The sequence below is a fragment of the Pseudomonas sp. CGJS7 genome, from assembly GCF_036961695.1.
The window spans coordinates 10,380-34,569 of record NZ_JBAMDI010000032.1 but is presented as its reverse complement, the minus strand read 5'-3'; the positions used below and the strand labels follow the sequence as shown (position 1 = coordinate 34,569).

At 67.7% G+C, this 24,190-nt stretch carries 22 protein-coding genes; 13 read left to right on the top strand and 9 right to left on the bottom strand.

Annotated elements, in window-relative coordinates; translation table 11 throughout:
• The first annotated feature begins 363 nt into the window (after positions 1–363).
• Positions 364–1,764: a trypsin-like serine peptidase gene (locus tag V7787_RS20005; RefSeq protein WP_336089275.1), complete on the top strand. Its 1,401-nt coding sequence runs from the start codon at positions 364–366 to the stop codon at positions 1,762–1,764.
• Positions 1,765–1,840: 76 nt separating this feature from the next.
• On the opposite strand, the gene V7787_RS20000 is transcribed toward V7787_RS20005, so the two are convergent.
• Positions 1,841–2,755: a LysR family transcriptional regulator gene (locus V7787_RS20000; RefSeq protein ID WP_336089274.1), complete on the bottom strand. Its 915-nt coding sequence runs from the start codon at positions 2,753–2,755 to the stop codon at positions 1,841–1,843.
• Between the two features lie 197 nt (positions 2,756–2,952).
• Between V7787_RS20000 and V7787_RS19995 the strand changes: the two genes are divergently transcribed.
• The 11 genes from V7787_RS19995 (at position 2,953) to V7787_RS19945 (ending at position 13,679) form a co-directional block, all read left to right on the top strand.
• Positions 2,953–3,330, top strand: a complete 378-nt coding sequence (locus tag V7787_RS19995; protein ID WP_336089273.1) for a VOC family protein — start codon at positions 2,953–2,955, stop codon at positions 3,328–3,330.
• Positions 3,317–4,123 (top strand): SDR family NAD(P)-dependent oxidoreductase, encoded by an 807-nt coding sequence (locus V7787_RS19990; protein ID WP_336089272.1) that lies wholly within the window; start codon positions 3,317–3,319, stop codon positions 4,121–4,123. Before V7787_RS19995 ends, V7787_RS19990 begins: the two co-directional genes overlap by 14 nt.
• Before the next feature lie 161 nt (positions 4,124–4,284).
• A complete protein-coding gene (locus tag V7787_RS19985; RefSeq protein WP_336089271.1) occupies positions 4,285–5,301 on the top strand; it encodes a formylglycine-generating enzyme family protein in 1,017 nt (338 codons plus the stop codon).
• 82 nt (positions 5,302–5,383) lie between these two features.
• Entirely contained in the window at positions 5,384–6,700 is a 1,317-nt protein-coding gene (locus V7787_RS19980) for a Gfo/Idh/MocA family protein (RefSeq protein WP_336089270.1), read from the top strand.
• Positions 6,697–7,479 carry a ThuA domain-containing protein gene (locus V7787_RS19975; RefSeq protein ID WP_336089269.1) on the top strand — a complete coding sequence of 261 codons (783 nt, stop codon included), beginning with the start codon at positions 6,697–6,699 and terminating at the stop codon, positions 7,477–7,479. Before V7787_RS19980 ends, V7787_RS19975 begins: the two co-directional genes overlap by 4 nt.
• Positions 7,476–8,579 carry an FAD:protein FMN transferase gene (locus V7787_RS19970; RefSeq protein ID WP_336089268.1) on the top strand — a complete coding sequence of 368 codons (1,104 nt, stop codon included), beginning with the start codon at positions 7,476–7,478 and terminating at the stop codon, positions 8,577–8,579. Before V7787_RS19975 ends, V7787_RS19970 begins: the two co-directional genes overlap by 4 nt.
• Positions 8,576–9,301 (top strand): 3-keto-disaccharide hydrolase, encoded by a 726-nt coding sequence (locus V7787_RS19965; protein WP_336089267.1) that lies wholly within the window; start codon positions 8,576–8,578, stop codon positions 9,299–9,301. The genes V7787_RS19970 and V7787_RS19965 overlap by 4 nt, the downstream gene beginning before the upstream one ends.
• A gap of 55 nt (positions 9,302–9,356) precedes the next feature.
• Positions 9,357–10,574: a nucleoside permease gene (locus V7787_RS19960; protein WP_336089266.1), complete on the top strand. Its 1,218-nt coding sequence runs from the start codon at positions 9,357–9,359 to the stop codon at positions 10,572–10,574.
• The gene (locus V7787_RS19955; protein ID WP_336089265.1) at positions 10,571–11,743 is read left to right on the top strand and encodes a Gfo/Idh/MocA family protein; all 1,173 of its coding nucleotides are present in this window, start codon (positions 10,571–10,573) and stop codon (positions 11,741–11,743) included. Before V7787_RS19960 ends, V7787_RS19955 begins: the two co-directional genes overlap by 4 nt.
• Positions 11,744–11,753: 10 nt before the next feature.
• The gene (locus tag V7787_RS19950) at positions 11,754–12,716 is read left to right on the top strand and encodes a sugar phosphate isomerase/epimerase family protein (protein WP_336089264.1); all 963 of its coding nucleotides are present in this window, start codon (positions 11,754–11,756) and stop codon (positions 12,714–12,716) included.
• Between the two features lie 45 nt (positions 12,717–12,761).
• A complete protein-coding gene (locus V7787_RS19945; RefSeq protein WP_336089263.1) occupies positions 12,762–13,679 on the top strand; it encodes a hydroxypyruvate isomerase family protein in 918 nt (305 codons plus the stop codon).
• A gap of 66 nt (positions 13,680–13,745) precedes the next feature.
• On the opposite strand, the gene V7787_RS19940 is transcribed toward V7787_RS19945, so the two are convergent.
• Positions 13,746–14,507, bottom strand: a complete 762-nt coding sequence (locus tag V7787_RS19940) for a glycoside hydrolase family 16 protein (protein WP_336089262.1) — start codon at positions 14,505–14,507, stop codon at positions 13,746–13,748.
• Positions 14,508–14,930: 423 nt separating this feature from the next.
• Positions 14,931–16,613: an outer membrane protein assembly factor BamB family protein gene (locus tag V7787_RS19935; RefSeq protein ID WP_336089261.1), complete on the bottom strand. Its 1,683-nt coding sequence runs from the start codon at positions 16,611–16,613 to the stop codon at positions 14,931–14,933.
• Between the two features lie 392 nt (positions 16,614–17,005).
• On the opposite strand from V7787_RS19935, the gene V7787_RS19930 reads away from it, so the two are divergent.
• Positions 17,006–17,236: a hypothetical protein gene (locus tag V7787_RS19930; RefSeq protein ID WP_336089260.1), complete on the top strand. Its 231-nt coding sequence runs from the start codon at positions 17,006–17,008 to the stop codon at positions 17,234–17,236.
• Between the two features lie 77 nt (positions 17,237–17,313).
• Here the strand turns inward: V7787_RS19930 and V7787_RS19925 are convergent, their stop codons facing one another.
• The 6 genes from V7787_RS19925 to V7787_RS19900 are packed head-to-tail and all read right to left on the bottom strand — an operon-like array spanning position 17,314 to position 24,124.
• Positions 17,314–18,105 carry a 2,3-dihydro-2,3-dihydroxybenzoate dehydrogenase gene (locus V7787_RS19925; RefSeq protein WP_336089259.1) on the bottom strand — a complete coding sequence of 264 codons (792 nt, stop codon included), beginning with the start codon at positions 18,103–18,105 and terminating at the stop codon, positions 17,314–17,316.
• On the bottom strand, positions 18,102–18,929 hold the full coding sequence (locus V7787_RS19920; protein ID WP_336089258.1) for a siderophore-interacting protein: 828 nt from the start codon (positions 18,927–18,929) through the stop codon (positions 18,102–18,104). Before V7787_RS19920 ends, V7787_RS19925 begins: the two co-directional genes overlap by 4 nt.
• Positions 18,926–20,299 carry a condensation domain-containing protein gene (locus V7787_RS19915; protein WP_336089257.1) on the bottom strand — a complete coding sequence of 458 codons (1,374 nt, stop codon included), beginning with the start codon at positions 20,297–20,299 and terminating at the stop codon, positions 18,926–18,928. Before V7787_RS19915 ends, V7787_RS19920 begins: the two co-directional genes overlap by 4 nt.
• Positions 20,266–21,144 carry an isochorismatase family protein gene (locus V7787_RS19910; protein ID WP_336089256.1) on the bottom strand — a complete coding sequence of 293 codons (879 nt, stop codon included), beginning with the start codon at positions 21,142–21,144 and terminating at the stop codon, positions 20,266–20,268. The genes V7787_RS19915 and V7787_RS19910 overlap by 34 nt, the downstream gene beginning before the upstream one ends.
• Positions 21,141–22,853 carry a (2,3-dihydroxybenzoyl)adenylate synthase gene (locus V7787_RS19905; RefSeq protein WP_336089255.1) on the bottom strand — a complete coding sequence of 571 codons (1,713 nt, stop codon included), beginning with the start codon at positions 22,851–22,853 and terminating at the stop codon, positions 21,141–21,143. The genes V7787_RS19910 and V7787_RS19905 overlap by 4 nt, the downstream gene beginning before the upstream one ends.
• On the bottom strand, positions 22,850–24,124 hold the full coding sequence (locus V7787_RS19900) for an isochorismate synthase (RefSeq protein WP_336089254.1): 1,275 nt from the start codon (positions 24,122–24,124) through the stop codon (positions 22,850–22,852). The genes V7787_RS19905 and V7787_RS19900 overlap by 4 nt, the downstream gene beginning before the upstream one ends.
• Between the last annotated feature and the right edge of the window lie 66 nt (positions 24,125–24,190).

Sequence of the window (24,190 nt, the reverse complement as noted above, 5' to 3'; positions counted from 1 at the left end):
GGAAAATCGCGCGCCCCTCGCAGCGACGCACGCCCGCATCGATTCGGCCGATAAACCGCGCCGCTTACCTGCCTGAACGATTTCTTTTTCACTTGCGTGATCCGAGTCCGGAAGCCGCGTGCGCGCGACGAATTTTCGCGTTGTTGTGCAGTGCGGCGGCGACTTAGGGTGCGCTGTGGCCGCCAAGCCGGGCCACGACGCGAAGCGATCGCTCACCGATGCTCTCGCGTAACCGGATGTTTCGCTGACCGTCCTTCAATCGCCCTGCTCCTGTCGCCGGCCTTGTCGTCCCCACGGCTTGGTTCGCCGGATGCGCGCGCCTGCGCCACGGAAGAAGGCTCTCTCTCTAGGAAGGAAAGACTAATGAAACGACTGTACGGTTCCCTTGCTCTGTTGTCGCTTTCCATCGGCGCCGCGATCGCCGCGCCGGCCAGCTTGCCGGCGGCGTTCGATCACGCCAACGTCGCCTCGGTCGACAAGATCGCGCTGCGCACGATGCCGGCGGTGAACGTGGACAAGTTGAAGGCCGAAGACCGGTTGCGCGACAAGCGCGGCGACATCCCGCGTTTCGCGTTTCCGATGACGGTCGACATCACCCCGCTGAATTCCGGCGTATGGGAAGACCTCGACGCCGAGCACGTGATCTGGCGCCAGCGCGTGCGTTCGGACAAGGCGATGTCGCTGAACTTCGGCTTCAGCCAGTACCACATGCCGGCCGGCGGGCGCTTGCTGATCTATCCGGCGACCCAGGCCAAGGCCGGCGACCGCGATCTGATCCGCGAATACACCGACCAGGACAACAACGAGCAAGGCCAGCTGTGGACGGCGATCGTCCCGGGCCAGGAAGCGATGATCGAAGTGGTGGTGCCGCGCGCCAGCGCCGGCCAGTTGAAGCTGCGCCTGAGCAAGGTCAATCACGACTACGTCGGTTTCGGCCCGCTCGCCCGTCGCCTGGCCGAGGCCAGCGGCGAGAAAGGCGTGTCCGGCGCGTGCAACGTCGACGTGGTCTGTCCCGACGGCAACGGCCGCCGCGACATCATCCGCTCGGTCGCCGCGTACTCCAAGAACGGCTCGTTGGCCTGCACCGGTTCGCTGGTCAACAACACCGCCAACAACAAGAAGATGTACTTCCTCACCGCCCATCACTGCGGCATGACCACCGCCGCGGCCGCCAACAGCATCGTGGTGTACTGGAACTATCAGAACTCGACCTGCCGCGCGCCCAACACCCCGGCCAGCGGCGCCAACGGCAACGGCTCGCTGAGCCAGAACCAGTCGGGTTCGGTGGTGCGGGCGACCTCGGCCAATTCCGACTTCACCCTGCTGGAACTCAGAACCGCCGCCAATCCGGCCTTCAATCTGTTCTGGGCCGGCTGGGATCGCCGCAATCAGAACTTCCCCAGCGCCATCGCCATCCACCATCCCAACGTCGCCGAGAAGCGCATCAGCCTGTCCACCACCTCGACCTCGTTCGTGGCCTGGGGCGGCGGCGCCGGCACTACGCACTTGAATGTGCAGTGGCAACCCAGCGGCGGCGTGACCGAGCCGGGTTCCTCGGGCTCACCCTTGTACAGCCCGGACAAGCGCGTGATCGGCCAGTTGCACGGCGGTCCGTCGAGCTGCAGCGCCACCGGCGCCAACCGCAGCGATCAGTACGGCCGCATCTTCACCTCGTGGACCGGCGGCGGCACCGCGGCCACCCGCTTGAGCAATTGGCTGGATCCGGCCAACACCGGCGCGCAGTTCATCAACGGCATTAACTGATCCGCGCGCGTCCGATTGAAGAATGATCGGACCGGCGAGCCGCTCCCGACCGGAGCGGCTCGCCGCACGCGGCTGATTAAAGCGTCGGCTCCGACAGCGGCGGATTGAGCCGCGCATCCAGCCGGGCGAACTCCTCGACCACGAAATCGATCAGCGCGCGGATCCGCGGGGTCTGACGCATGTCCGAATGAAACCCCGCGCGCACCGAGCGCACCGGCATCGGCTGCGGCACCGCGATCCGCCGCAATGCGGCGTCGCGATCGCCGAGAAAACACGGCAGCACCGCCATGCACGCGCCGCCGCTCGCCGCCGCCAGATGCGCGCGCAATCCGTTGGCGTGCAGGGTCGTGCGCGCCGCGTACGCGACCTCCGGCAGCCAGGCCTCGTGGGGCACTTCGCCGGCGGCGCGGTCCAGCCGCGCCAGCAAGTGCCCTTCGAAACCGTTCGCGGCATCGGGCTGCCCGCGCTCTTGCAGATAGCGATCCGATGCGTACAGCGCATAGGCGGCCTGACCGACCCGGCGCTCGACCAGATTCTCCTGTTCGAACGCGCCGAAGCGGAACGCCAGGTCGGCCTCGCGCCGGGCCAGATTGAACACCCGGGTGTCGTTGATCAGCTCGATCAGCACGCCGGGATGCAAGGCCGAAAATCGCGCCAGCATCGGCGCGATCACTTCATCGCCCAACCAGTCCAGGCTGGTCACCACGATCTCGCCGTTCAAGCCGGTGTCGCGCGCGGCCATTTGCCGCTGCACCGCCAGCGCACCGGCGTCCATTTGCTCCAGCCCGCCGATCAGCGAACGGCCCAGCGCGGTGAGCCGCAAGCCGGCCTCCTCGCGCTCGAACAACTTCGCGCCCAGCCGCTGCTCCAGACCGTTCAAACGACGGCTGACGGTGGGCTGGCTGCTGCCGAGCGCACGCGCCGCGGCGCTGAGGGTGCCGTTGCGGGCGACGGCCAGCACTACTTTCAAATCGTCCCACTCGATCGTCATCGGCCTTGTCCGCTCATGCGTTTTTTACTTATGCCGCCGGCCATGCGTTTTCGAATGGCCGGCATGCCGAATCGATGACTGCGCCGGCCGCCGTCGATTTCTACACTGGCATGCGCGACGTCGGCCGAACAAGTGCGGGAACGCACCTTGCCGCCCGTGTTTGGCGATGCCACCGCTGCCCTCCCCCAAGCGACGACATGCTCACCATCGACCACCTCATCCTGCGCGTCAGCGATGCGCAAGCCTCCATCGGATTCTATCGGCGCTATCTGGACCTGAGTTACGAAGGCCGGGCCGAGCCGTTCGAAGTGCTGCGGGTCAATGCCGACAGCACCCTGGATTTGCTCAACGTGGCGCCGAAAGATCCCCTCCACCTCGCTTTCCGAGTCGACCGCGAACGCTTCGAAGCCACCCGCGAACGCTTGCGCACCGCGGGCATCGCCTTCGGCGGCGGTCCCTTCGCCCGCGACGGCCGCTCGCAGCCGCAACTCGGCGCCGGCGGCTGGGCCGAAGCGCTGTATTTCTTCGACCCGGATCGCCACAACATCGAGATACGCACGCATGAGCCACGCTGAACATTCCATCGCCGCCGCGGACGCGGTCGTCCCGGTGTTTCCCGACCTGCGCGGCAAGGTCGCCGTAGTCACCGGCGGCTCGCGCGGCATCGGCGCGGCGACCTGTCTGGCCTTGGCCCGCAGTGGCGTGCGCGTGGCGATCAACGGGCGTGACCCGCACGCGTTGCAAGCCAGCGTCGCGGCGGTGAACGCGGCCGGCGGCGAAGCGATCGCGGTGGCCGCCGATTGTTCGCAGCTGAGCCAGGTGCAAGCCATGCAGGCCGAAGTCGAACGGCATTTCGGCGCGCCCGACTTCGTGCTCGCCTTCGCCGGCGGCGGCACCGGGCGGCCGGTGCCGGTGCAGGACATCAGCGAACAGGACTGGCGTTCCAGCATCGACAACAACCTCACTTCGACGTTTTTCACGGTCAAGTGTTTCCTGCCCGGCCTGTTGGCGCGCGGCAGCGGCGCGATCCTGACCATGGCCTCGGCCGGCGCGCGGGTCGCCTCCGGCGCTCCGGCCGGCTACGGCGCGGCCAAGGCCGGCATCGTGATGTTGACCCGGCATCTGGCTCAGGAAGTCGGGCCGCAGGGCGTGCGGGTCAATTGCATTTCGCCCTCGGCGGTGCTGACCGAACGCACCCAGACCGCGTTGACGCCGGAACGGCAGGCGCGAATGCTCGCGGGCTTTCCGCTCGGTCGCCTGGGCACGCCGGACGATGTCGCCGCCGCGTCGCTGTTCTTGCTCAGCGATGCCTCGGCGTGGGTCACCGGCGTGGTGTTCGACATCGCCGGCGGTCGGGTCATGGTGTGAGGCGGCCGCGGTATCGCGCGGTCGCTTCGATGAAGTCAGCACCTGGGCTCGCATAACCACAGCGATGTTGCGGGTGCCGACGCCGATGCTGCAGTGCAGATTGACTCCCTTTTGGCGGAGTGAGAGTTTTGATTTAGATCGATCTAAATCTGGGGCTGCACTTGTCTCGACTTTCGACTCCGCCGCGGGCCGCCATCGGCCTGGCGGCGCTCTTGCCGGCGCTGCTGCTGAGCGCTTCGAGCTTCGCCAAAGACAAACCGTCCGCCGCGGCCAAGCCCGGATTCGCGGCTTACACCGAAACCGCCGGCGGCGCCGGTTTCGAGATGCTGCCGATCCCCGCCGGCCGTTTGCGCATCGGCAGCCCCGCCACCGAAAGCGGACGCGCGGCCGACGAAGGCCCGCAAGCCGAGGTCTCGGTCGGCGCGTTCTGGATGAGCAAGTACGAAGTCACCTGGGACGAGTACGACCAGTTCCGCAAGCAAGCCCCCGCGCTGAGCAAGGGCGCCGACGCGCCCGGCGACGCGGTGACCGGGCCGACGCCGCCGTATGCCGACGAATCGTGGGGCTTCGGCAAGGGCCGCCAGCCGGCGATCGGCATGACCTGGCACGCGGCCACCGAATACTGCCGCTGGTTGTCGGCCAAGACCGGCCACCGCTATCGCCTGCCGACCGAGGCCGAATGGGAATACGCCGCCCGCGCCGGCACCGACACGCCGTGGTCGTCGGGCGCCGACGCCGCCTCGCTCGACGCCAGCGCCTGGCATGCCGGCAACGCCAACAGCGTCCCGCACAAGGTCGGCGGCAAGAAACCCAACGCCTTCGGCCTGTACGACATGCACGGCAACGTCGCCGAATGGACGCTCGACCGTTACGACCCCCAGCGCTACGCCGCATTGAAAGGCGCGGCCGCCAAAGATCCGTTCGCAACGCCCGGCGCGGCGCGTTATCCGCATGTGGTGCGCGGCGGCTCGTTCGACGACGACGCCGTGCATCTGCGCAGTGCCGCCCGCCGCGCCTCCAAACCGGCCTGGAGCCGGCGCGATCCGCAGGAGCCGCAAAGCATCTGGTGGCATACCGATGCGAGCTTCGTCGGCTTCCGGATCGTGCGCGCGGTGAACGAAACCCCGGCGCTGAAGCAATTCAAATCCAAGGTGACCCGCGCCAGCCCCAATCAGTAAGCGCTCCCACAGGCAACGCACCGGTCGGCGCTGCTGAGGCGTTCGGATCGGCGGATTCCAACGAACCCAACGGAAAGGCCCCATGACCGACCCACGCGACCCCGCCGCCCCCGCTCTCTTCGATCCGCGTCGCCGGCAATTCATCCAGCGCAGCGTAGGCACCGCCGCCGCGGTCGGCCTGGCGTCGGTGTTCGGCTCGGCTTACGCCGGCGGCAGCGACGAAATCCGGGTCGGCCTGATCGGCGCCGGCGGCCGCGGCACCGGCGCCTTGCGCAACGTGCTGGAAGCCGCGCCGGGCGTGCGCGTGGTCGCCATCGGCGATGCGTTCCCGGAGCAATTGGGCAAGAGCATCGCCGCGATCGAAGCCAAGACCGGCAAGCCCCTGGGCGTACCGCCCGAGCGCCAGTTCAGCGGTCTGGACGCCTACAAGCAAGTGCTGGCGCAAGACATCAACTACGTGATCCTGGCAACGCCGCCGGCGTTCCGGCCCGAGCATCTCAAGGCGGCGATCGAAGCGGGCAAGCACGTGTTCACCGAAAAACCCATCGCGGTGGACGCGCCGGGCGTGCGCCAGGTGCTGGCGCTGTCGGACATCGCCGACGGCAAGGGCCTGAAGATCGCCGCCGGTACCCAGCGCCGCCACCAGGCCGGGTATCTGGACACGATCAAACGCATCCACGACGGCGCCATCGGCGAAATCGTCGCCGCCCGCGCGTACTGGAACCAGGGCGGCCTGTGGCGGATCGACCGCAAGCCGGGCTGGAGCGACGGCGAATGGATGCTGCGCAACTGGCTCTACTTCAACTGGCTGGCCGGCGACATCATCGTCGAACAGCACATCCACAACATGGACGTGGTCAACTGGGCGATGAACGCGCACCCGACCAGCGCGGTCAGTCTGGCCGGCCGGCAAGTGCGCACCGAATCGGTCTACGGCAACGTCTACGACCACTTCGCCACCGACTTCGAATACGAAAGCGGCGCGCACATGATCAGCATGTGCCGGCAGATCGACGGCTGCGCCAACAACATCTCCGAATCCCTGGTCGGCACCCGCGGCAACTCGCGCGTGGATCAGCACGTGATCACCGGCGCCAACGCCTGGAAGCGCGATTCGCGCCTGGCCGAGAGCGATATCGATCCGTATGTGCAGGAGCACGCCGACCTGATCGCGGCGATCCGCGGCGGTAAGCCGCTCAACGAACTCAAGCAGGTGTCCGAGGCCACCTTGACCGCGATCATGGGCCGCATGGCCGGTTACAGCGGCGGCCGGGTCACCTGGGACGAAGCGCTGAATTCGCAGGAGACGCTGGCGCCGGGGCCGTTCACGCTGAGCGGATCGATCCAGGTGCCGGCGGTGGCGATGCCGGGCCGCAACGGGGCCAAGAAATCGGCATGAGCGGGCGGCGCACATCGATGGCGACGGCGGCGCTGCGCGGGTTGTGCGCGCTGCTGTTGCTGGCGGTCTGGGTCTTGCCGGCGGTGGCCGCGCAGAAAGACGGCGCCCTGCCCTCGGTGCTCTACTTCACTTACTCGCAAGGCTACAAACACGAGGTCGTGCCGGAATCCGAACGGATTCTGGTCGAACTCGGCGAGCGCTCCGGGCGCTTCCGGGTGACCGTCAGCCACGACCCGTCGATCATCGACGCCAAGCGGCTGGCGGGTTACGACGCCGTCGTTTTCTACACCACCGGCGAACTGCCGATCGACGAACGCCAGAAACGCGACCTGTTGGCCTTCGTCGAAAGCGGCAAGGGCTTCGTCGGCATCCACAGCGCCAGCGACACGTTCTACCAATGGCCCGAATACGGGCGGATGCTCGGCGGTTACTTCGACGAACACCCCTGGAACCAGGAAGTGACGGTCAAGGTCGAGGACCGCAAGCATCCGGCGACCCGGCATCTGGGCGAGCGCTTGGTCATCGCCGATGAGATCTACCAGTTCAAGGACTGGTCGCGCGCCGACGTGCACGTTCTGCTGAGCCTGGACACCGCCTCGGTCGACGCGGCCCATCCGAAGGTCCATCGCAAGGACGGCGATTTCGCCCTGGCCTGGACGCGCACTCAAGGCAAGGGCCGGGTGTTTTACTCCGCGCTCGGCCACCGGCCCGAAGTCTGGCGCGATCCGCGCTTCCAGAACTTCCTGCTCGGCGGGCTGCAATGGGCGATGGGCAAGTGAAGCCCGCACTGGCCGGTTTGGCGCTGACGGCCGTGTTGTCGACGGCAGCGCCCGCGGCGCCGGCCGAGCCCACGCTCATCCGCTACCAGCGCAGCGAAGCGCACATGGGCACGCTGACCCGCATCGTGCTGTACGCGAGCGATGCGGCGACCGCAGAGCGCGCGATGCAGGCCGGTTTCGCCCGCATCTCCGAGTTGGATCGCGGGCTCAGCGACTACCGCGACGACAGCGAACTGATGCGTCTGGCCGCGCAAGCCGGAGGCGACGAAGTAGCGGTCGGCGAAGATCTGTTCCGCGTGTTGCAAGCCGGCCAGGGCATCGCCGAACGCTCCGGCGGCGCGTTCGACGTCGCCCAGGGCGCGCTGACCCGGCTGTGGCGCAGTGCGCGGCGGCTCAGCGAATTGCCGCAGGCCGAACGGATCGAACGCGCACGCGCCAGCGGCGGCTATCGGCATCTGCATCTGGACGCGCAAGCGCGGACCGCGCGCATCGATCTGGCCGGCATCGGTCTGGACGTGGGCGGAATCGCCAAGGGGTACGCCGCCGACGAAGCGCTGGCGGCAGTCGCGGCGCAAGGCGTGAGCCGCGCCCTGGTCGCGCTCGGCGGCGACATCGCGGTGTCCGACGCGCCGCCGGGTCGGCCGGGCTGGGACGTGAGCATCGCGCCGCTGAGCGGAATCTCGGCGAAAGAAGAAAAGTACGGCTCCCAAGCGACGACGTTGTATCTGCGCCACGCCGCAATCTCCACCGCCGGCGACGCCGAGCAATGGTTCGAGGCCGACGGACGCCGCTATTCGCACCTGATCGACCCACGCAGCGGCTGGCCGATGCAAGGCCGCAGCGCGACCACCGTGATCGCGCGCCACGGCATCGACGCCGACGGGCTGGACACCGCCGCTGCCCTGCTGGGCCCGGTCGAGGGCGCGGCGCTGGTCGAATCGGTGCCCGGCGCGGCCATGCGCATGGAACAGCAAATCGGCGCGGGTAACGCGACGCAGGTACGCACTTCGCCCGGCTGGCCGCGCCAGAATCGATGGGTGTACGACGGCAGCGCACCCACCTTCCGAACGTCTTCGTTGCAATCAGCGAGTCCGCCATGACCCGATCCAACGCTTCCCGCCTGCTCCCGATCGCCGCGCTGTGTTTCGCGTTGGCCTATGCCGGCTGCGCCATCGCCGCCAAACCCAAGGCCGCCAATACCTTGAGCGCGGCCGAGAAACGCGAAGGTTTCGTATCGCTGTTCGACGGACGCTCGCTGCAAGGCTGGCACGGCTACGCCAAGCCGGGGCAGCCGATATCCGGCTGGGAAGCCGTCGACGGCGCGATCGTGCGCACCGCCGAGGGCGGCGATCTGGTCAGCGACAAGCTGTACGGCGATTTCGAACTGCGCATCGACTGGAAGATTTCGCCCGGCGGCAACAGCGGTATCTTCTATCGCGGCCTGGAATCCGAACCGCAGATCTACCGCAGCGCGATCGAGTACCAGGTGCTCGACAACGACCGCCATCCCGACGGCAAGAACGGGCGCGACCGCTGGGCCTCGGCGCTGTATGGTCTGTACGCGCCGGCCAAGATCGCGGTTCGCCCGGTCGGGCAATGGAACCAGACCCGGATCGTAGTGCGCGGCGACCACATCGAACATTGGCTCAACGGCGAGAAAGTGGTCGATTGCGTGCTCGGTTCACCCGACTGGAAAGCGCGGGTGGCGGCGAGCAAGTTCAAGGACTGGCCGTCGTTCGGCGTCGCCCCGCGCGGCGTGATCGGCCTGCAGGACCACGGCGATGAAGTCGCCTATCGCAACATCCGCATTCGCCCGTTGTAACCCCGAGAACGTCGCACCCGACCAGCCACCGCACTCCACAGCCACGGGAACGTCCATGACCGCGTCCATCCGCATCCGCCTGTCGATGATGATGTTCCTGCAGTATTTCGCCTGGGGCGCATGGACGGTCACCATGGGCACCTACCTGTTGCAGACGCTGAAGTTCAGCGGCGAGCAGACCGGCCTGGCCTACGGCACCTCGGCGATCGCGGCGATCGTCTCGCCCCTGTTCGTCGGTCTGGTCACCGACCGCTGGTTCGCCAGCGAACGCGCGCTGGCGGTGCTGTTCCTGCTGAGCGCGGCGACGCTGTACTACGCCTCGCTGCAAACCGGCTTCGTGCCGTTCTATGCGGCCTTGCTGCTGCACATGCTGTGCTTCATGCCGACCATCGCCCTGGCCAACGCGGTCGCGTTCCGGCATATGGACAACCCGCAGCAACAGTTCCCCGGCGTGCGCGTGCTCGGCACGATCGGCTGGATCGCCGCCGGCTGGCTGGTCGGCTACGTGCTGCGCGCCGAGAGCAGCGCCTTGCAGTTCCAGGTCTCGGCGCTGGCCTTGGTCGCGCTTGGGCTGTTCTCGCTGGCGCTGCCGCACACCCCGCCGTTGCCGCGGGCGCAAGGCGCGGCGCGGCCGGGCTTTCGCGACTTTCTCGGACTGGACGCGCTGCAACTGATGCGCGACCGCTCGTTCGCGGTGTTCATGCTCGGCTCGCTGCTGGTCTGCATTCCGCTGCAGTTCTATTACGCGTTCACCAACGGCTTTCTCAACGAAATCGGCGTCTCCAACGCCGCCGGCAAGATGACCTTCGGACAGATGTCGGAGATCGCCTTCATGCTGGCGATGCCGCTGTTCTTCCGCCGCCTGGGGATCAAGGCGATGCTGTTGATCGGCATGGCCGCGTGGACGGCGCGTTACCTGTTGTTCGCCGCCGGCGACAGCGGCCAGCTGATGTGGATGCTGTACCTGGGCATCCTGCTGCACGGCATCTGTTACGACTTCTTCTTCGTCAGCGGCCAGATTTACGTGGATCGCGAAGCGCCCGCGCATCTGCGCGCGTCGGCGCAAGGCTTTCTGACCCTGGTGACCTGGGGCGTGGGCATGCTGATCGGCTCGTGGCTGTCGGGCAAGGCGGTCGATGCCTATCGCATCGCCGGCGATGCCTCTGCCCACGATTGGTCGCGGATCTGGCTGATTCCCGCGATCGGCGCCGGCGCGGTGTTCCTGTTGTTCGCGCTGTGCTTCCGCGACCGCAGCGGAGCGCGCGCGCCATGAGGCGGTTGCGCGCGGGCCTGATCGGCGCGGGTTTCATCGGCCCTTGGCACGTCGACGCGATCCGGCGTCTGGGCCACGTCGAAATCGCGGCATTAGCCGGCAGCGACCTGCCTCGCGCCGAAGCCCGCGCCCGCGAACTGGCGATTCCGCGCGCTTTCGGCGACTGGCGCGGTCTGGTCGAAGACCCGCACATCGACGTGATCCACATCGCCACCCCCAACCGCCTGCACTACCCCATCGCCCTGGCCGCGATCGCCAACGGCAAGCACGTGGTCTGCGACAAGCCGCTGGCCGATACCGTCGAGCAAGCGCGCGAACTGCTGGCCGCGGCCCGCGCCGCCGGCGTGTTCCATGCAGTGACCTTCAATTACCGCGGCAATCCCCTGGTCCAGCAAGCGCGCGCGGCCATCGCCGACGGCGCGATCGGTGCGCCGCATCTGGTCCACGGGCAATACCTTCAGGACTGGCTGCTGCGCGACAGCGACTGGTCGTGGCGACTGGAACCGGAACACTCCGGCGCCTCGCTGGCCTTGGCCGACATCGGCTCGCATTGGTGCGATCTGGCCGAGCACGTCACCGGTCTGCGGATCGCCCAGGTGCTGGCCGATCCGGCCACCGTGGTGCCGCGCCGGCGCAAGCCCGCGCAGTCGGTCGGCAGCTTCGGCGCCAGCGCGGGCGATGCCGGCGAATGGGTCGAGATGAGCAGCGAAGACTTGGCCACGGTGCTGCTGCGCTTCGACAATGGCGCTCGCGGCGCCTTGCTGGTCGGGCAAGTCTGCGCCGGCCACAAGAACGATCTGATGCTGGAAGTCTGCGCGGCCGAGGGGTCGATGAAGTGGCGCCAGGAAGCGCAGAACGAACTGTGGATCGGCCACCGCGACCGCGCCAACGAACTGCTGCAAAAAGACCCGAACCTGCTCTCGCCCGCGGCGCAGCCGTATGCGCGCCTGCCCGGCGGGCATCAAGAATCCTGGGCCGACGCGTTCTGCAATCTGATGCGCGACATCTACGCATCGATCGCGGGTTGGCCCGAGGCCGCAACCGCGTTGCCGCCGACGGTGGCGACTTTCAAAGATGCGCTGCGCGTGCAATCCACCATCGCCGCCATGCTCGACAGCGCCGCGCGTGGCGGCGTGTGGACGCCGGTCGCGCCCCAACCCGAAGCTTGAGGAATTCCGCATGAAACTCGGCGTATTCACCCCTCTGTTCGCCAAGCTGAGCCTGCAGGAAGTGCTGCGCAAGGTGCAGTCGGCCGGGTTGGACTCGGTCGAACTGGGCGCAGGCGGTTTCCCCGGCGCCGATCATCTCGACGTCGAGGGTCTGCTCGCTTCGGCCGACCGCGCCCGCGATTTCCGCAGCCTGGTCGCCGATCACGGGCTGATCGTCAGCGCGCTGTCCTGCCACGGCAACCCGTTGCACCCCGATCCGCAGATCGCCCAGCGCGACGACGCGATCCTGCGCCGCACCGTACGCCTGGCCGAGCGCCTGCAAGTCCCAGTGGTGATCACCTTCTCCGGTTGTCCGGGCGACAGCGACAACTCGCGCATCCCCAACTGGATCACCTCGCCGTGGCCGCCGGAAATGCTGCGGACCCTGGAATGGCAGTGGAACGAGAAAGCCATCCCGTACTGGCGCGACGCCACCGCCTACGCGCGCGAGCACGGCATCCGCATCGCACTGGAACCGCATCCGAACTTCCTGGTGCACAACGTCGACACCGCGCTGCATCTGCGCGCCGAGGCCGGCGATCATCTCGGGGTCAACCTGGATCCCAGCCACATGCTCTGGCGCGGCGTCGACATGCCGCAGGCGATCCGCGCCCTGGGCCCGGCGATCTTCCACTTCCATGCCAAGGACGTGGCCCTGGACCGCGCCAACACCGCCGTGCACGGCGTGGTCGACGCGCGCTCCTACCGCGACATCGCCCAGCGCGCCTGGAGTTTCCGCTCGGTCGGCCACGGCCACGACCTGCTGGTGTGGAAACAGATCATGCAGGCCCTGCGCGTGGCCGGTTACGACTACGTGGTGAGCCTGGAACACGAGGATGCGCTGATGTCGACGGAGCAAGGTTTTCAGACCGCCATCGACACGCTCAAGCTGGCGCTGCTGCGCGATCCGCCCGATGAGCCGTGGTGGACCTGAGACGCATCGCCGCTCATCGACTTTCCTCAAGCACAGGAACCGCACATGCAACGACGCGCCCTACTCCAGTCCATCGCCGCCGGCGCGGCCGTGGCGACCTTGCCGTCGCTGGGCATCGCCGCGGCCCAAGCCGCGCCGCCGGCCGTATTCAAGCTCAAGTACGCCCCGCACCTGGGCATGTTCGAAGCGTCCGCGGGCAAGGACCCGATCGATCAGATCCGCTTCATGGCCCAGGCCGGGTTCAAGGCGTTCGAGGACAACGAATTGATGCAGCGCCCGGTGGCGCTGCAAGAACGCATCGGCGCGGCCCTGGCCCAGGCCGGCATGACCATGGGCGTATTCGTCATCGACGCCGGCGACAACTGGAAGGTGTCCTACGCCACCGGCAAGAAGGAATTCCGCGACGCCTTCGTCAAGACCTGCCGCGATGCGGTGGCGACGGCCAAGCGGGTCAACGCGAAGTGGATGACGGTGGTGCCCGGTTTCTTCGAGGCCAAGCTGCCGCTGGACATTCAGACCGGCCACGTCATCGACGCGATCCGCGCCGGCGCGGAAGTGCTGGAGCCGCACGGGCTGGCGATGGTGATGGAACCGCTCAGCGACCGCCCCGAGTTGTTCCTGCGCACCTCCGCCCAGGCCTACGCCATCGCCCGCGCGGTCGACAGCCCGGCGTGCAAGATCCTTTATGACATCTATCACCTGCAGCGCAACGAGGGCAATTTGATCCATCACATCGATCTGGCCTGGGACGAGATCGCCTACTTCCAGATCGGCGACGTGCCCGGCCGCAAGGAACCGGGCACCGGCGAGATCAACTACCGCAACATCTTCGCCCACATCCATGAGCGCATGCGCAAGGAAAACCGCGACTTCGTGTTCGGGATGGAACACGGCAACGCCTTGCCCGGCGTCGAGGGCGAGCAGCGGCTGATCGAGGCTTACCGCCGCGCCGACGACTTCTGATATCGCAACCCGGTCGCGACGATGCGCCGTCGGCGACGGCGCATCGTTCGTGCGCGAGCTGCGAAATCAGCGGCGATACACCCGCACGTAATCGACGTGCATCTTCGCCGGCAACTTGCTCTCATCGATGTTGAAGCCCGGCCAGTTGCCGCCGATGGCGAAGTTCAGCAACAAGAAGAAGTCGTTGTGGAACTCGTGGGTGCCGTTGATGCCGTTCTGGATATTGGCCTCGTGGAACTTGTTGCCGTCGACGTACCAACGGATCGCGTTGGCGTCCCACTCCACCGCGTACACGTGCCAGTCGGCGACGTTGAGGTTGGTGTTACCGCCGTACTGGGCGTAGTTGCCGTTGTGGTCGCGCCAGTGGATGGTGCCGTAGGTGCGGTTTTCGTTGTTGATGTGCTCCATCACATCGATCTCGCCCGAATCCGGCCAGCCCACTTGCGGCATGTTGGCGCCCAGCATCCAGAACGCCGGCCACGCGCCCATGAACGAAGGCAGGCGCATCCTGGCTTCGATCTTGCCGTACTTGAAGGTGCGCACGCCCTGGGTCTTCATCCGCGCCGAGGTGTAGCGGTAACCGCCGAAGTCCTGGCGCCGGGCGGTGATCACCAGCGCGTTGTTCTCGATGGCGGCGTTCTCGCGCCGGTAGTACTGCAATTCGTTGTTGCCCCAGCCGCTGGAGCCGTTGCCGGTCTCGAACACCCACGACGGGCCGATCGAGCCGTTGAACTCGTCGCTCCACGCCAGTTGCCAGTTTTGCGCCGACGCGCCGCCGGCGGCCGCGCAAGCGATCAGGAAGAGCATGCCTTGCATCAGGAGTTTCATGGGTCTTTGTCCTCGAGGATGGCGTGAAAGACGCGAGTCGATGCGGTCCCGCCGTGACTGCGGGCGAGCCTGCCCGTCGGCGTCGATGGTCCGACCCGGTCAGGTTCGCGGCCGAGGCTGGATTCGTATGACAGCGCTGTCAACGCTGGTTTTTACGGGCGATGGCGTTTGCAGGCCGGTTTCACATTCGGGCTGTGGGCTGGTTGGTAATACGCGCCGTGATCGGCCGATGCGGTGCTGCACGACAGCACGAGGACGCGCCGCGAGACGGCGCCAGGCATCTACGCCTTAAGTCGTAGCTGTCGGTGAGCGGCGGCTGTTGCTGCACGCGAACATAAAAAAACCGCGGCTGCCGAAGCAGCCGCGGTCGGTTCATCGCCTCCCCGCACCGCGCCGTGACGCGGACGCGATGCGGGTATCGGCTTACTTCAGGGTGATCGCGATCAAGCGACCGGTGGTGGTGCGCGAGCCTTCGACGATGTACAGCATGCCGTTGCCGGACACCGCCAACATGCCGGCGACCGGGTACGACCACACCGGCTGATGGGTCGCCAGATCGATCGCGTACACCGCGCGGTTGGTGCTGACGAACGCCAGGTTCTTGGTCAGCACCACGTTGCGGTGGAACTCGGTGTCCTCAGGACCCGGCACCCACGACCACAACACCTGGCCGGTGGCCTCGTCGATGGCGTCGAACGACTTGGGATTGTTCGAGCCGGCGTAGATCACCCCGCCCGCCGTCGCCGGCTGGGTCAGGTACTTCTTCTCGCTGCGCCAACGGGTGTTGTAGCCGGTCACCGAGTAGTTGACCAACGGGCGGCTGCCGTACTGCTCAGCGCTGGACGAGGCCATGCCGCTGAACGCGCCGCCGCTGAAGGCGATCACGTTGTCGGCCGAACCCAGCATCGGCGCGGAGTGGTACGAGTAACCCTGCTCCGGCTGGTACGGATCGTTGATGTTGGCCACGCTGGCGCCGGTGGTGGCGTTGTAGACCTTCAGACCGATGCCGTCGTAGTGGTAGACGTTGTTGTCGTCGACCGCCGGAGTGGCCATGTCGTCGTCGCCGCCGCTGTTCTGCTGCCACTTCAACTGACCGTCGTTGAAGTCGTAAGCCAGCACCGTGCCGCCGTAATAGCCGCCGTTGATGTAGACCAGGTTCTTGTGCACGGTCGGCGCCAGCTGGTTGTCCCACTGGACCGAGAACGCGCTTTGCGAGGCCGCCGCGCCGGTGGCGGCGTTGAAGCCCCACAGGAAGGTGCTGCTGTGGCCGGTGGTGGTCAGGAACACCTTGCCGCCGGCGGTGGCGGGCGGATTGAGCGCCGGGCGGTCGGGCAACACGAACTGCTGCTTCCAGCGCACGGTGCCGTCGGCTTCGTTGAGCGAATACAACCAGGGCTGGCCGGCGTAGACGTCTTCGGAGACGAACACCTGACCGTCCTCGGTCGCCACCGAGTTGATGAAGTTGCGGTCGGCGCTGGTGCCGGTGGTGCGCTTCCATTCCCACTTGTAGGCGAAACGCTCCGGCTTGAGCTTGACCGGGATGTAGCCGTCGTGGGCGGCGTTGCGCTGGAAGGTGCGCCATTCGCCGGTATTGACCCATTCGGTGCCGTCGGACTTGACGATCACCTCATACGCCACCAGGGCCTGCGCGCCCGGGATGATGTTGACGCACGGGGTTTCGCGGCAGACCCGCACGTCGACGAAGCCGCGATAGGTGCCCGCGGCCAGACCCGCCGAGGTGCGCAGGTCGACCCGGTACTTGTTGCGGCCGAGCCAGGTGATGCTGGGATGCGCGATGAAGGTGGCGTTGTCGGGCTCGGCGAAGATGAAACCGCCGCGGCCGTTGTAGGTCACCTTCAGGCTCTTGTCGACCTGCTCGCCTTGCTCGGAGGTCAGCGAGAAGCTGCCCGGCTCGACGAACAGGATTTGCCGCGCGGCGGTGCCGTCGTCCGCCTTGCCGGCGGATGGCGACTGAGCCGAGAGGGTTTTGCGGGCGCTTTCAGGCGCGCCCTGGGGGCCGGGTGCGGCGTCGCCGATAAAATACGCGGCGGCGAAACCGGACAAGCCCAACGCTGCGACCAGCGTCGTCACGTGCAATGACTTCATTCGACCACCTCCATGATGGGTCGTTGATGAGTTGGAGCGTTGCTCCCCTTCCACAGGTCCGGCGGCCGGCGACGTCTATGTCGCGGCGACCGGACCCGATCGACAGGTATTCAGGAAGGGGCCGGGCATCTTAGCCAAACCCGGTCTTGCGGATTGCGACTGTCCGCTGCGGCGTATCGCCAGCTTTGGCTGGCATCGCCTATTTCGTGAACTTGGGTGAGTTTGCCCCCGCCGCGACGGCGCCGGGTCAACCGTAAGGTTTCCGGCAGGTCGGCGCGGCCGGATCTGTGGACCCTGGTCTGCAACCGCCGGCCAGGACGACACCGGCGAGCGGCTCGTAGGCCCAAGGACGTGCGAGCGACCGTCGTCTCATCCATTGCGAGGACATGCACATGACGACCATTACGTATGCCGGTTACGGCGTCTGGAACTCGACCAACGACGTCACCAGCAAGGTCAGCCAGCAGTACGCCAACAAGCAGCGCGAATTCTTCGCCGACAACGGCGACTACGGCGACCCGGCGCCGGGCGAGCGCAAGTACCTGTACATCGTCTGGAACAACGGCGGCGCCAACAGCGGCGTGGTCGGCGAGAACGACGATCGCGGCATCATCCTGCCCTGATCGCGACGCCCGCAGTTGTAGCGATTGAACGCCGGCCGCGGCCACGGCCGGCGTTTTTTTGCCCGCCCTGCCCGCGCCTACGCGTCCAGGGTGGCGCCGCCGTCCACGCGCAGATCGTGCAAGGTGATATGGCGGGCGCGATCGGACAGCAGAAAGCAGATCGCCTCGGCGATATCGTCGGGGTCTGCGATCCGGCCCAGCGGCACGCCCAGGCGGAACCGCTCCGAGGAGCCGCGCAGGATCTGTTGGCGCGCGCTTTCGTCGGCGGCGAAGGCTCGCTGCATCGCGGTGTCGGTCGAGCCCGGCGATACGATATTGCAACGGATGCCGTGCGGCGCCAGTTCCAGCGCAAGGCAACGCAAATACTGAGTCACTGCGGCCTTCGAGGCCGCATACGCCGACATGCCGATGCGCGGCGCGGCGGCCGCGTTGGAGCCGACCGCTACGATGCTGCCGCGCCCGCGCACTTGCATCCGCCGCGCCACCGCCCGGGTCACCGCGAAAGCGCCGCGGGCGTTGACCGCCATGCACGCGTCCCAGTCGTCGATGTCCAGATCGACCGCCTCGCCCACGCGCAGGATGCCGGCGACATGGGCCAGATGATCGATCTCGCCGAATCGCAACTCGATCTCGGCGACCGCGCCGTCGACCGCCGCCGCATCGGCCAGATCCAGCGCCGTCGTCCACACCCGCGCGCCCCCAGCGCGCAGGGACGCGGCGACGGCGTCGAGCCCGTCCGCATCGCGATCGATCAAGGCCAGCGCCGCCCCCGCCTGCGCCAAACGCATCGCCGCCGCCGCGCCGATCCCCTGCGCCGCGCCGGTGACCAGCGCGATCCGCCCGGCGAACTCGCCCTGCGCCGCGCTCACGCCTGCGCCTCGTCGAATTCGTCCATGATCCGATGGCGCTCGTCGTGATAGCGCTCCTCGTCCCAACGGTCTTTCCAGTACGGCACCGCGTACATCATCGATTTGGCCACCGCGCGTTCGCGCAGCAGGAAATCGCGGATCGCCACGACCTGCGCGCTTTCGCCGGCCAAGGTCGCCGAGACCCGGTCCGAACTCGGCCAAGGCAAGCCGCGCACCGCTTCGAGCAGGCGCAGACTCGGCCCGGCCGGCGCGCCGTCGCGCGAGATCCAGCGCGCCGTCAGCCCGGGGTGTTGCGGCAACGGCTGAACTTCCTCGGCATCGGGCACTTCCAGCAACGCGTCGATGCGCGCGTGCCCGGGCAGTTTTGCGATCACCGCGCACAGCAAGGCGTAACTGCTGGGATCGCCGATCAGCAGATGGCGATCGGCATCGGCGCGGAACAACTCCGGCCCGCCGGGCCCGGCCAGACCCAGGCTGTCGCCGACCCGCGCGGTCAGGGCCCAGCGCGAAGCCGGACCTTCGTCGCCGTGCAGGACGATATCGACGTCCAGTTCCTGCGCCTGGGCATCGATGCGGGCGACGCTGTAAGTGCGCACCACCGGCCGCACCGCGCCCTCGGGCCAGACCGGCCCGCGTTCGCCGAGCATCGGCAATACCGGCGCCTCGCCGGCCAACGGCGGAAACAGCAACTTGATGTGCGCGCCTTCGCTGCCGGCCGTAAAACCGGCCAGATCGGCGCCGCCCAAGGTGATCCGGCGCATTTGCGGAGTGCGCTCGACGATCCGCAGCACCTGCAGCAAACGCGCTCTCGGCCGAGCGCTCATGCCGCCTCGCGCTCGGGTTCGATGCGATCGCGCCGCGCCAGTTCGGCCAGCGCGATCGAAGGATCGGCGACCGCCGATTCGATCAAGCGCAGCAGCGCCGCGTGATGCCGCGCCAGCACTAGCTCGGAGTAGGCATCGGGATTGGCTTCGATGTCGAAGCGCAGGCCCTCGGCCAACGGCGACACGGTGATGTCCATGTCCTCGACCGAACCGACCGAGACCGGATGGGCGCGACTGCGCAGGCCTTCGAATACGAAGCCGCGATCGAACGGCATCAGATTCACCACCGGCCCGTACAGCTGCGCGTGACTGTCGCCCAGGCCCAGATCGTTGCGCAGCCATTCGTAGTTGTAGCGCTGATGCGGGCGCAACTCGCGCAGTTCCGCGGCGACCTCGCGGGCCAAGGCCTCGAAACTGCGCTGCGGCGACAAGCGCAGACGCAGCGGCACCACGTTCATCGCCATGCACGGCACGCCGAGCGCGGCCGAGCCGAGCCGGTTCATCACCAGCAAACCGATGCTGAGTTCCGACTCGCCGCTGCGCACGTGCATCCAGGCGAAAATCGCCGCGATCAACCACGCCGACCAATCCACCCCGACTCTGCGCGCGGCGCCCTGCCACTGCGCGTAGTCGCCGGGCGGCAACAGGCTGCGGCGCGAGCGCGAACTATCCGCTGGCGCCAGCTTGGGCCCCAGCGTGACCGGCTCGCCCGCGCCGGCCAGGCGCTGCGACCAGAACCGTTGGCTGTCCAGGCACGCCTGCGAACTGCGATACGCCGCTTCCTCGGCGATCACCGGCGCCAGCGACCAGTCGCGCGCCGGTGCCGGCTCGCGGCCGGCGACGCGCGCCGAGTACAGCTCGGCGACGCGATGGATCACCAGTAGATAGCCGAATCCGTCCAGGGCGATGTGATGCGAGCGCAGATACCAGATGTGGCGTTGCTCGCTCACCCGGATCAAGGCGGTGGCGAACAACGGCCGCTGGGCCAGATCGGCCGGACGCAGCAGATCCTCGCGCATCCACTGCCAGGCGCTGCCCCACGGGTCGGAGCAATCGGCATAGTCCTCGCGCGCGATCAGCACGCTGCGCCGGGTTTGCAGCCGCTGGCGCACGCCCTCGCCTTCATCGGCATAACGCATTTGCAGCGCGTCGCAGGCGCTCAACGCTTCGCGGATCGAGGCCTCCAGGGCCTGGGTGTCGAGCGGGCCTTCCAGCTCGATCGCCTCGCCGGTCCAGAACGAGGGGCTCTGCGGGTCGAGCTGCTGGCCCGCCCACATGCCCAACTGCGGGCCGGTCAACGGCAACGCCGGTTGCTCTGCGAACTGCTCCGAGCCCATCACGCCGCTCGCCGCGACTGGATCAGTTCCCACCATTGCGCCACGCTGCCGCGTTCGGCCAGTTCGACCAGGCCGATCCGCTCGCCGCGGCTGGACCAACGCTCCAGCAGGGTCATCAGCCGGATCGAATCCAGCCCGGCCTCGAACGGGTTGTCCTCGGCCTCGATCTCCTCCAGCGGCCGCTCCATGATCAGCGCCAACTCGGTGCGCAGCGCGATCAGGCTCGCCGGCAGGCCCAGGCCTTCGCCCAGCGCGGTCGTGCAGGCGGCGCGGTCGATCACCACGCCGCAGCGGCGCGAAACGTAGTTCAAGGCCAGCGCATGTTCCTCGGCGGAAAAATCGGCGACCGCATCGGCGATCAGGAACGGCTGGATGTCGTGCATGAACGCATCGGCGACGGTCATCATGCAGCCGATATGGGCGTAGATGCCGCAGACGATCAGCTGGTCGCGGCCTTGCGCGCGCATGCGTTCGCGCAGGTCGCTGGACACGAACGCGCTGTAACGCCATTTGGTCAGCACGGTGTCCTGCGGACGCGGCGCGATGAAGTCGGCCACCGGCGCCAGCTCCGGCTTGGCGGTGATGCCCGGTCCCCACCACGGCTGCAGCAGGCCGCGCTGCACCGGGCTCTGCTGGGTCGGCTGCGCGGTGTAGACCACCGGCACGCCGGCGTCGTCGCAGGCATCGCGCAAGGCGCGGATGTTCTGCAACAGCTGCGGCACCGGCGCTTGTTCGCGGTCGTAGAAGGCCAGGAAATAATCCTGCATGTCGTGGATCAGCAGCACCGCGCGGGCCGGGTCCGGGCGCCAGTCGACCCGATTGACCGGCAGTTGCGCCGCGTCGGGCATGGGATAGGAGGCGATGGCGGGGATGGTCATGGCGTGGCTTCTGCGAGTCGGTTCGGCGCGGCGGACGCGGCGCTGTGGGTGGTTGGCGGTTGAGCGTCGGCGGTTTCGCGGTTCGGCGCGGAGAAACGCGCGCGCAATGCTTTCTTGTCGATCTTGCCGACCGCGGTGCGCGGCAAGGCGGTGAGGAACTCGATCCGGTCGGGAATCTTGAAAGCGGCGATGCCGCGTTCGCGCAGGAACGCCGCCAGTTCGCGCACGGTGGTCACCGGCACGCCGTGGCTGTCGTTGCGCGGGACCACGAAGGCGCAGGATTTCTCGCCCAGCCAGCGGTCGGGCATCGCCACCAAGGCCGCGTCGAACACCGCCGGATGCGCAAGCAGATAGCCTTCGATTTCTTCCGCGGCGATTTTCTCGCCGCCGCGGTTGATCTGATCCTTGGCCCGGCCTTCCACCAGCAGATGCCCGCTCGGCAAACGCCGCACCCGGTCGCCGGTGCGGTAGAAACCGTCGGCGGTAAACGCCCGCGCATTGTGCGCATCGGCGCGGTAATAGCCGCGGATGGTGTAGGGGCCGCGGGTGAGCAGATGGCCGATTTCGCCATCGCCGACATCGCGGTCTTCGTCATCGACGATGCGGATCTCATCATCGGCGCTGATCGGCCGCCCTTGGCTGCCGAGCACCAGTTCGGGCGGATCGTCTTCGCGGGTGTAGTTGACCAGGCCCTCGGCCATGCCGAACACCTGCTGCAAACGGCAGCCGAACGCCTCCGGCACCCGACGCGCGACCTCGCCGGCCAGATGCGCGCCGCCGATCTGCACGCAGTCCAGGCTGCTCAGGTCGTAGCGATTGCGCACCCGCGATTCCAGCCAGGCCAAAGCCAGCGACGGCACCAACGCGACCAGGTTGACCCGTTCGCGCTGGATCAGGCCGAAACACGATTCCGGATCGGCCTGACGCGCCAGCACCACGCAACCGCCGGCATGGAACACGCCGAGCGCGCCGGGCGAGCTCATCGGGAAATTGTGCGCGGCCGGCAAGGCGCACAGAAACACGGTGGTTTCGCTCAGCCCGCAGATCTCGGCGCTGGCGCGGACGCTGTAGAGATAATCGTCGTGGGTGCGCGGAATCAGCTTGGGCACGCCGGTGCTGCCGCCGGACAATTGCAGGAACGCGACCTCGCCGGCATCGGGTGCGGACGGTTCGCGCGGATCGTCGAGCAGGCTGTCGAAGCCGACGAACTCGGCCGCGTCGCCGACGACGATCACTTCGCGCAAGCACGCATTGGCTTGGCGGACTTCGCGGATCATCTCGCGGTAGTCGAACCCGGCTTCGCGGTCGGCGATCACGCAGGCGCTGATCTGGGCGTGCTCGACGAAATAGCCGATCTCGGCGCGGCGATGCGCGGGCAAGGCGAACACCGGCAAGGCGCCGATCCGGAACAAGGCCTGACAGGCGACGTAGAACTCGCCGATGTTGGGCAGCTGCAGCAGCACCCGCTCGCGCGGCGCGATGCCCAAGCGGAGCAAGCCCGCGGCGAAGCGGCGCACGCGCTGGTCGAACTCGGCATAACTCCAGCGGCGCTCGCCGCAGACGATGGCGATGCGGTCCGGATGCGCGGCCGCGCTGCGGGCCAGATCGGCGTACAGACTTACGCCGGTCCAATAACCGCGTTGACGATAACGCTCAGCCAGTTCTTCCGGCCACGCGGTGAATCCCGGCAGCGGTTCGGTGGCGCTCATGCCGCGCCCTCCCCTGCGCCCGCCTCCAGCGCATGCGCCAAGCCCATCGCGCCGAGCATGGTGCCGAGCTTGGCGCTGGTTTCGGCCAGTTCGGCCTCCGGCTGCGAACCGGCGACGATGCCGGCGCCGGCGAACACGGTGGCGCTGTCTTCTTCGATCAAGGCGCAGCGGATGGTCACCGCCCATTCGCCGTCGCCTTCGCCGTCGCACCAACCGACCAGGCCGGTGAACAGGCCGCGGTCGTAGCCTTCCAGTTCGCGGATCGCGCGACGCGCGGATTCGGTCGGATAGCCGCAGACCGCCGGCGTGGGATGCAGCGCCAGCGCCAGACGCAAGGAACTGGTGGTCGGATCGTGCAAGACGCCATCGACCCGGGTCGACAAATGCCACATGGTCGGCGTGGCCACCAACGACGGCGACACCGGCACCTGCAGTTCGCGGCAATACGGACGCAGGGCCGCGGCGACCGCGTCGATCACCAGGGCGTGCTCGTGCAGATCCTTGGCAGAATCGAGCAGACCGCGCGCCCGGCGTTGATCCTCCTGCGGATCGGCCGAACGCGGAATCGAACCCGCCAAAGGATTGGAAACGATCCGCGCGCCGCGCTTGGACAGCAGCAGCTCCGGGCTGGAACCGATCAAACATGCCGGCGGGCCGCCGGCGCCGGCCAGATCCATCGCGAAGGTATACGCCGCCGGCGCGCGCGCCAGCAATTGCCCGAGCAACTGCGCCACATCCACCCGCGTGGCGATGCGCAGGCTGCGCGACATCACCACCTTGCTCAAATCGCCGCCGCTGATCCGATCCAGCGAGCGCTCGACGTTGCGCTTGAACTGGGTCGCCGCCGGCATCGCCTCGATCCGCGGCAAGGCGCGCGGCTCATGGTTCAAGCCGCTGAGCATCGCCCCGCGTTGCCGCGCCCGTCCGGCCACGAACGCGGTCTGCGCCGGCATCCACAAGCGCGAAGGCTGGCCCAGATCGAACGGCACCGCGCCGAGCAGCGGCAAGCGCCCGATCTCCGAGGCGGTCTGCGCCAGCATGCGCTCGGCCGCGCCGGCCAGATCGTCTTCGATCGGCCGCGCCAGCGAATGCAGCACGCCGCGCGCATGCAGTTGATGATTGGCCGAAGAAAACAGCGAGTCGTGCGGCTGGTACGCCGCCAGCAACGAGGCGCTGGACAGGCCGGACAAGCCATGCAACGTCGATGCGGCCCCAGCCGGCGAAGCGGCCTGCGAATCGGCAGCGGCCCGCGCCTGCGCTTCGCCGATCATCGCCGCGCTCCCGCGTGCGGACGCGGCTGCGCGGCGACGCGATCGCCCGCGACCGGCCGGTCGCGG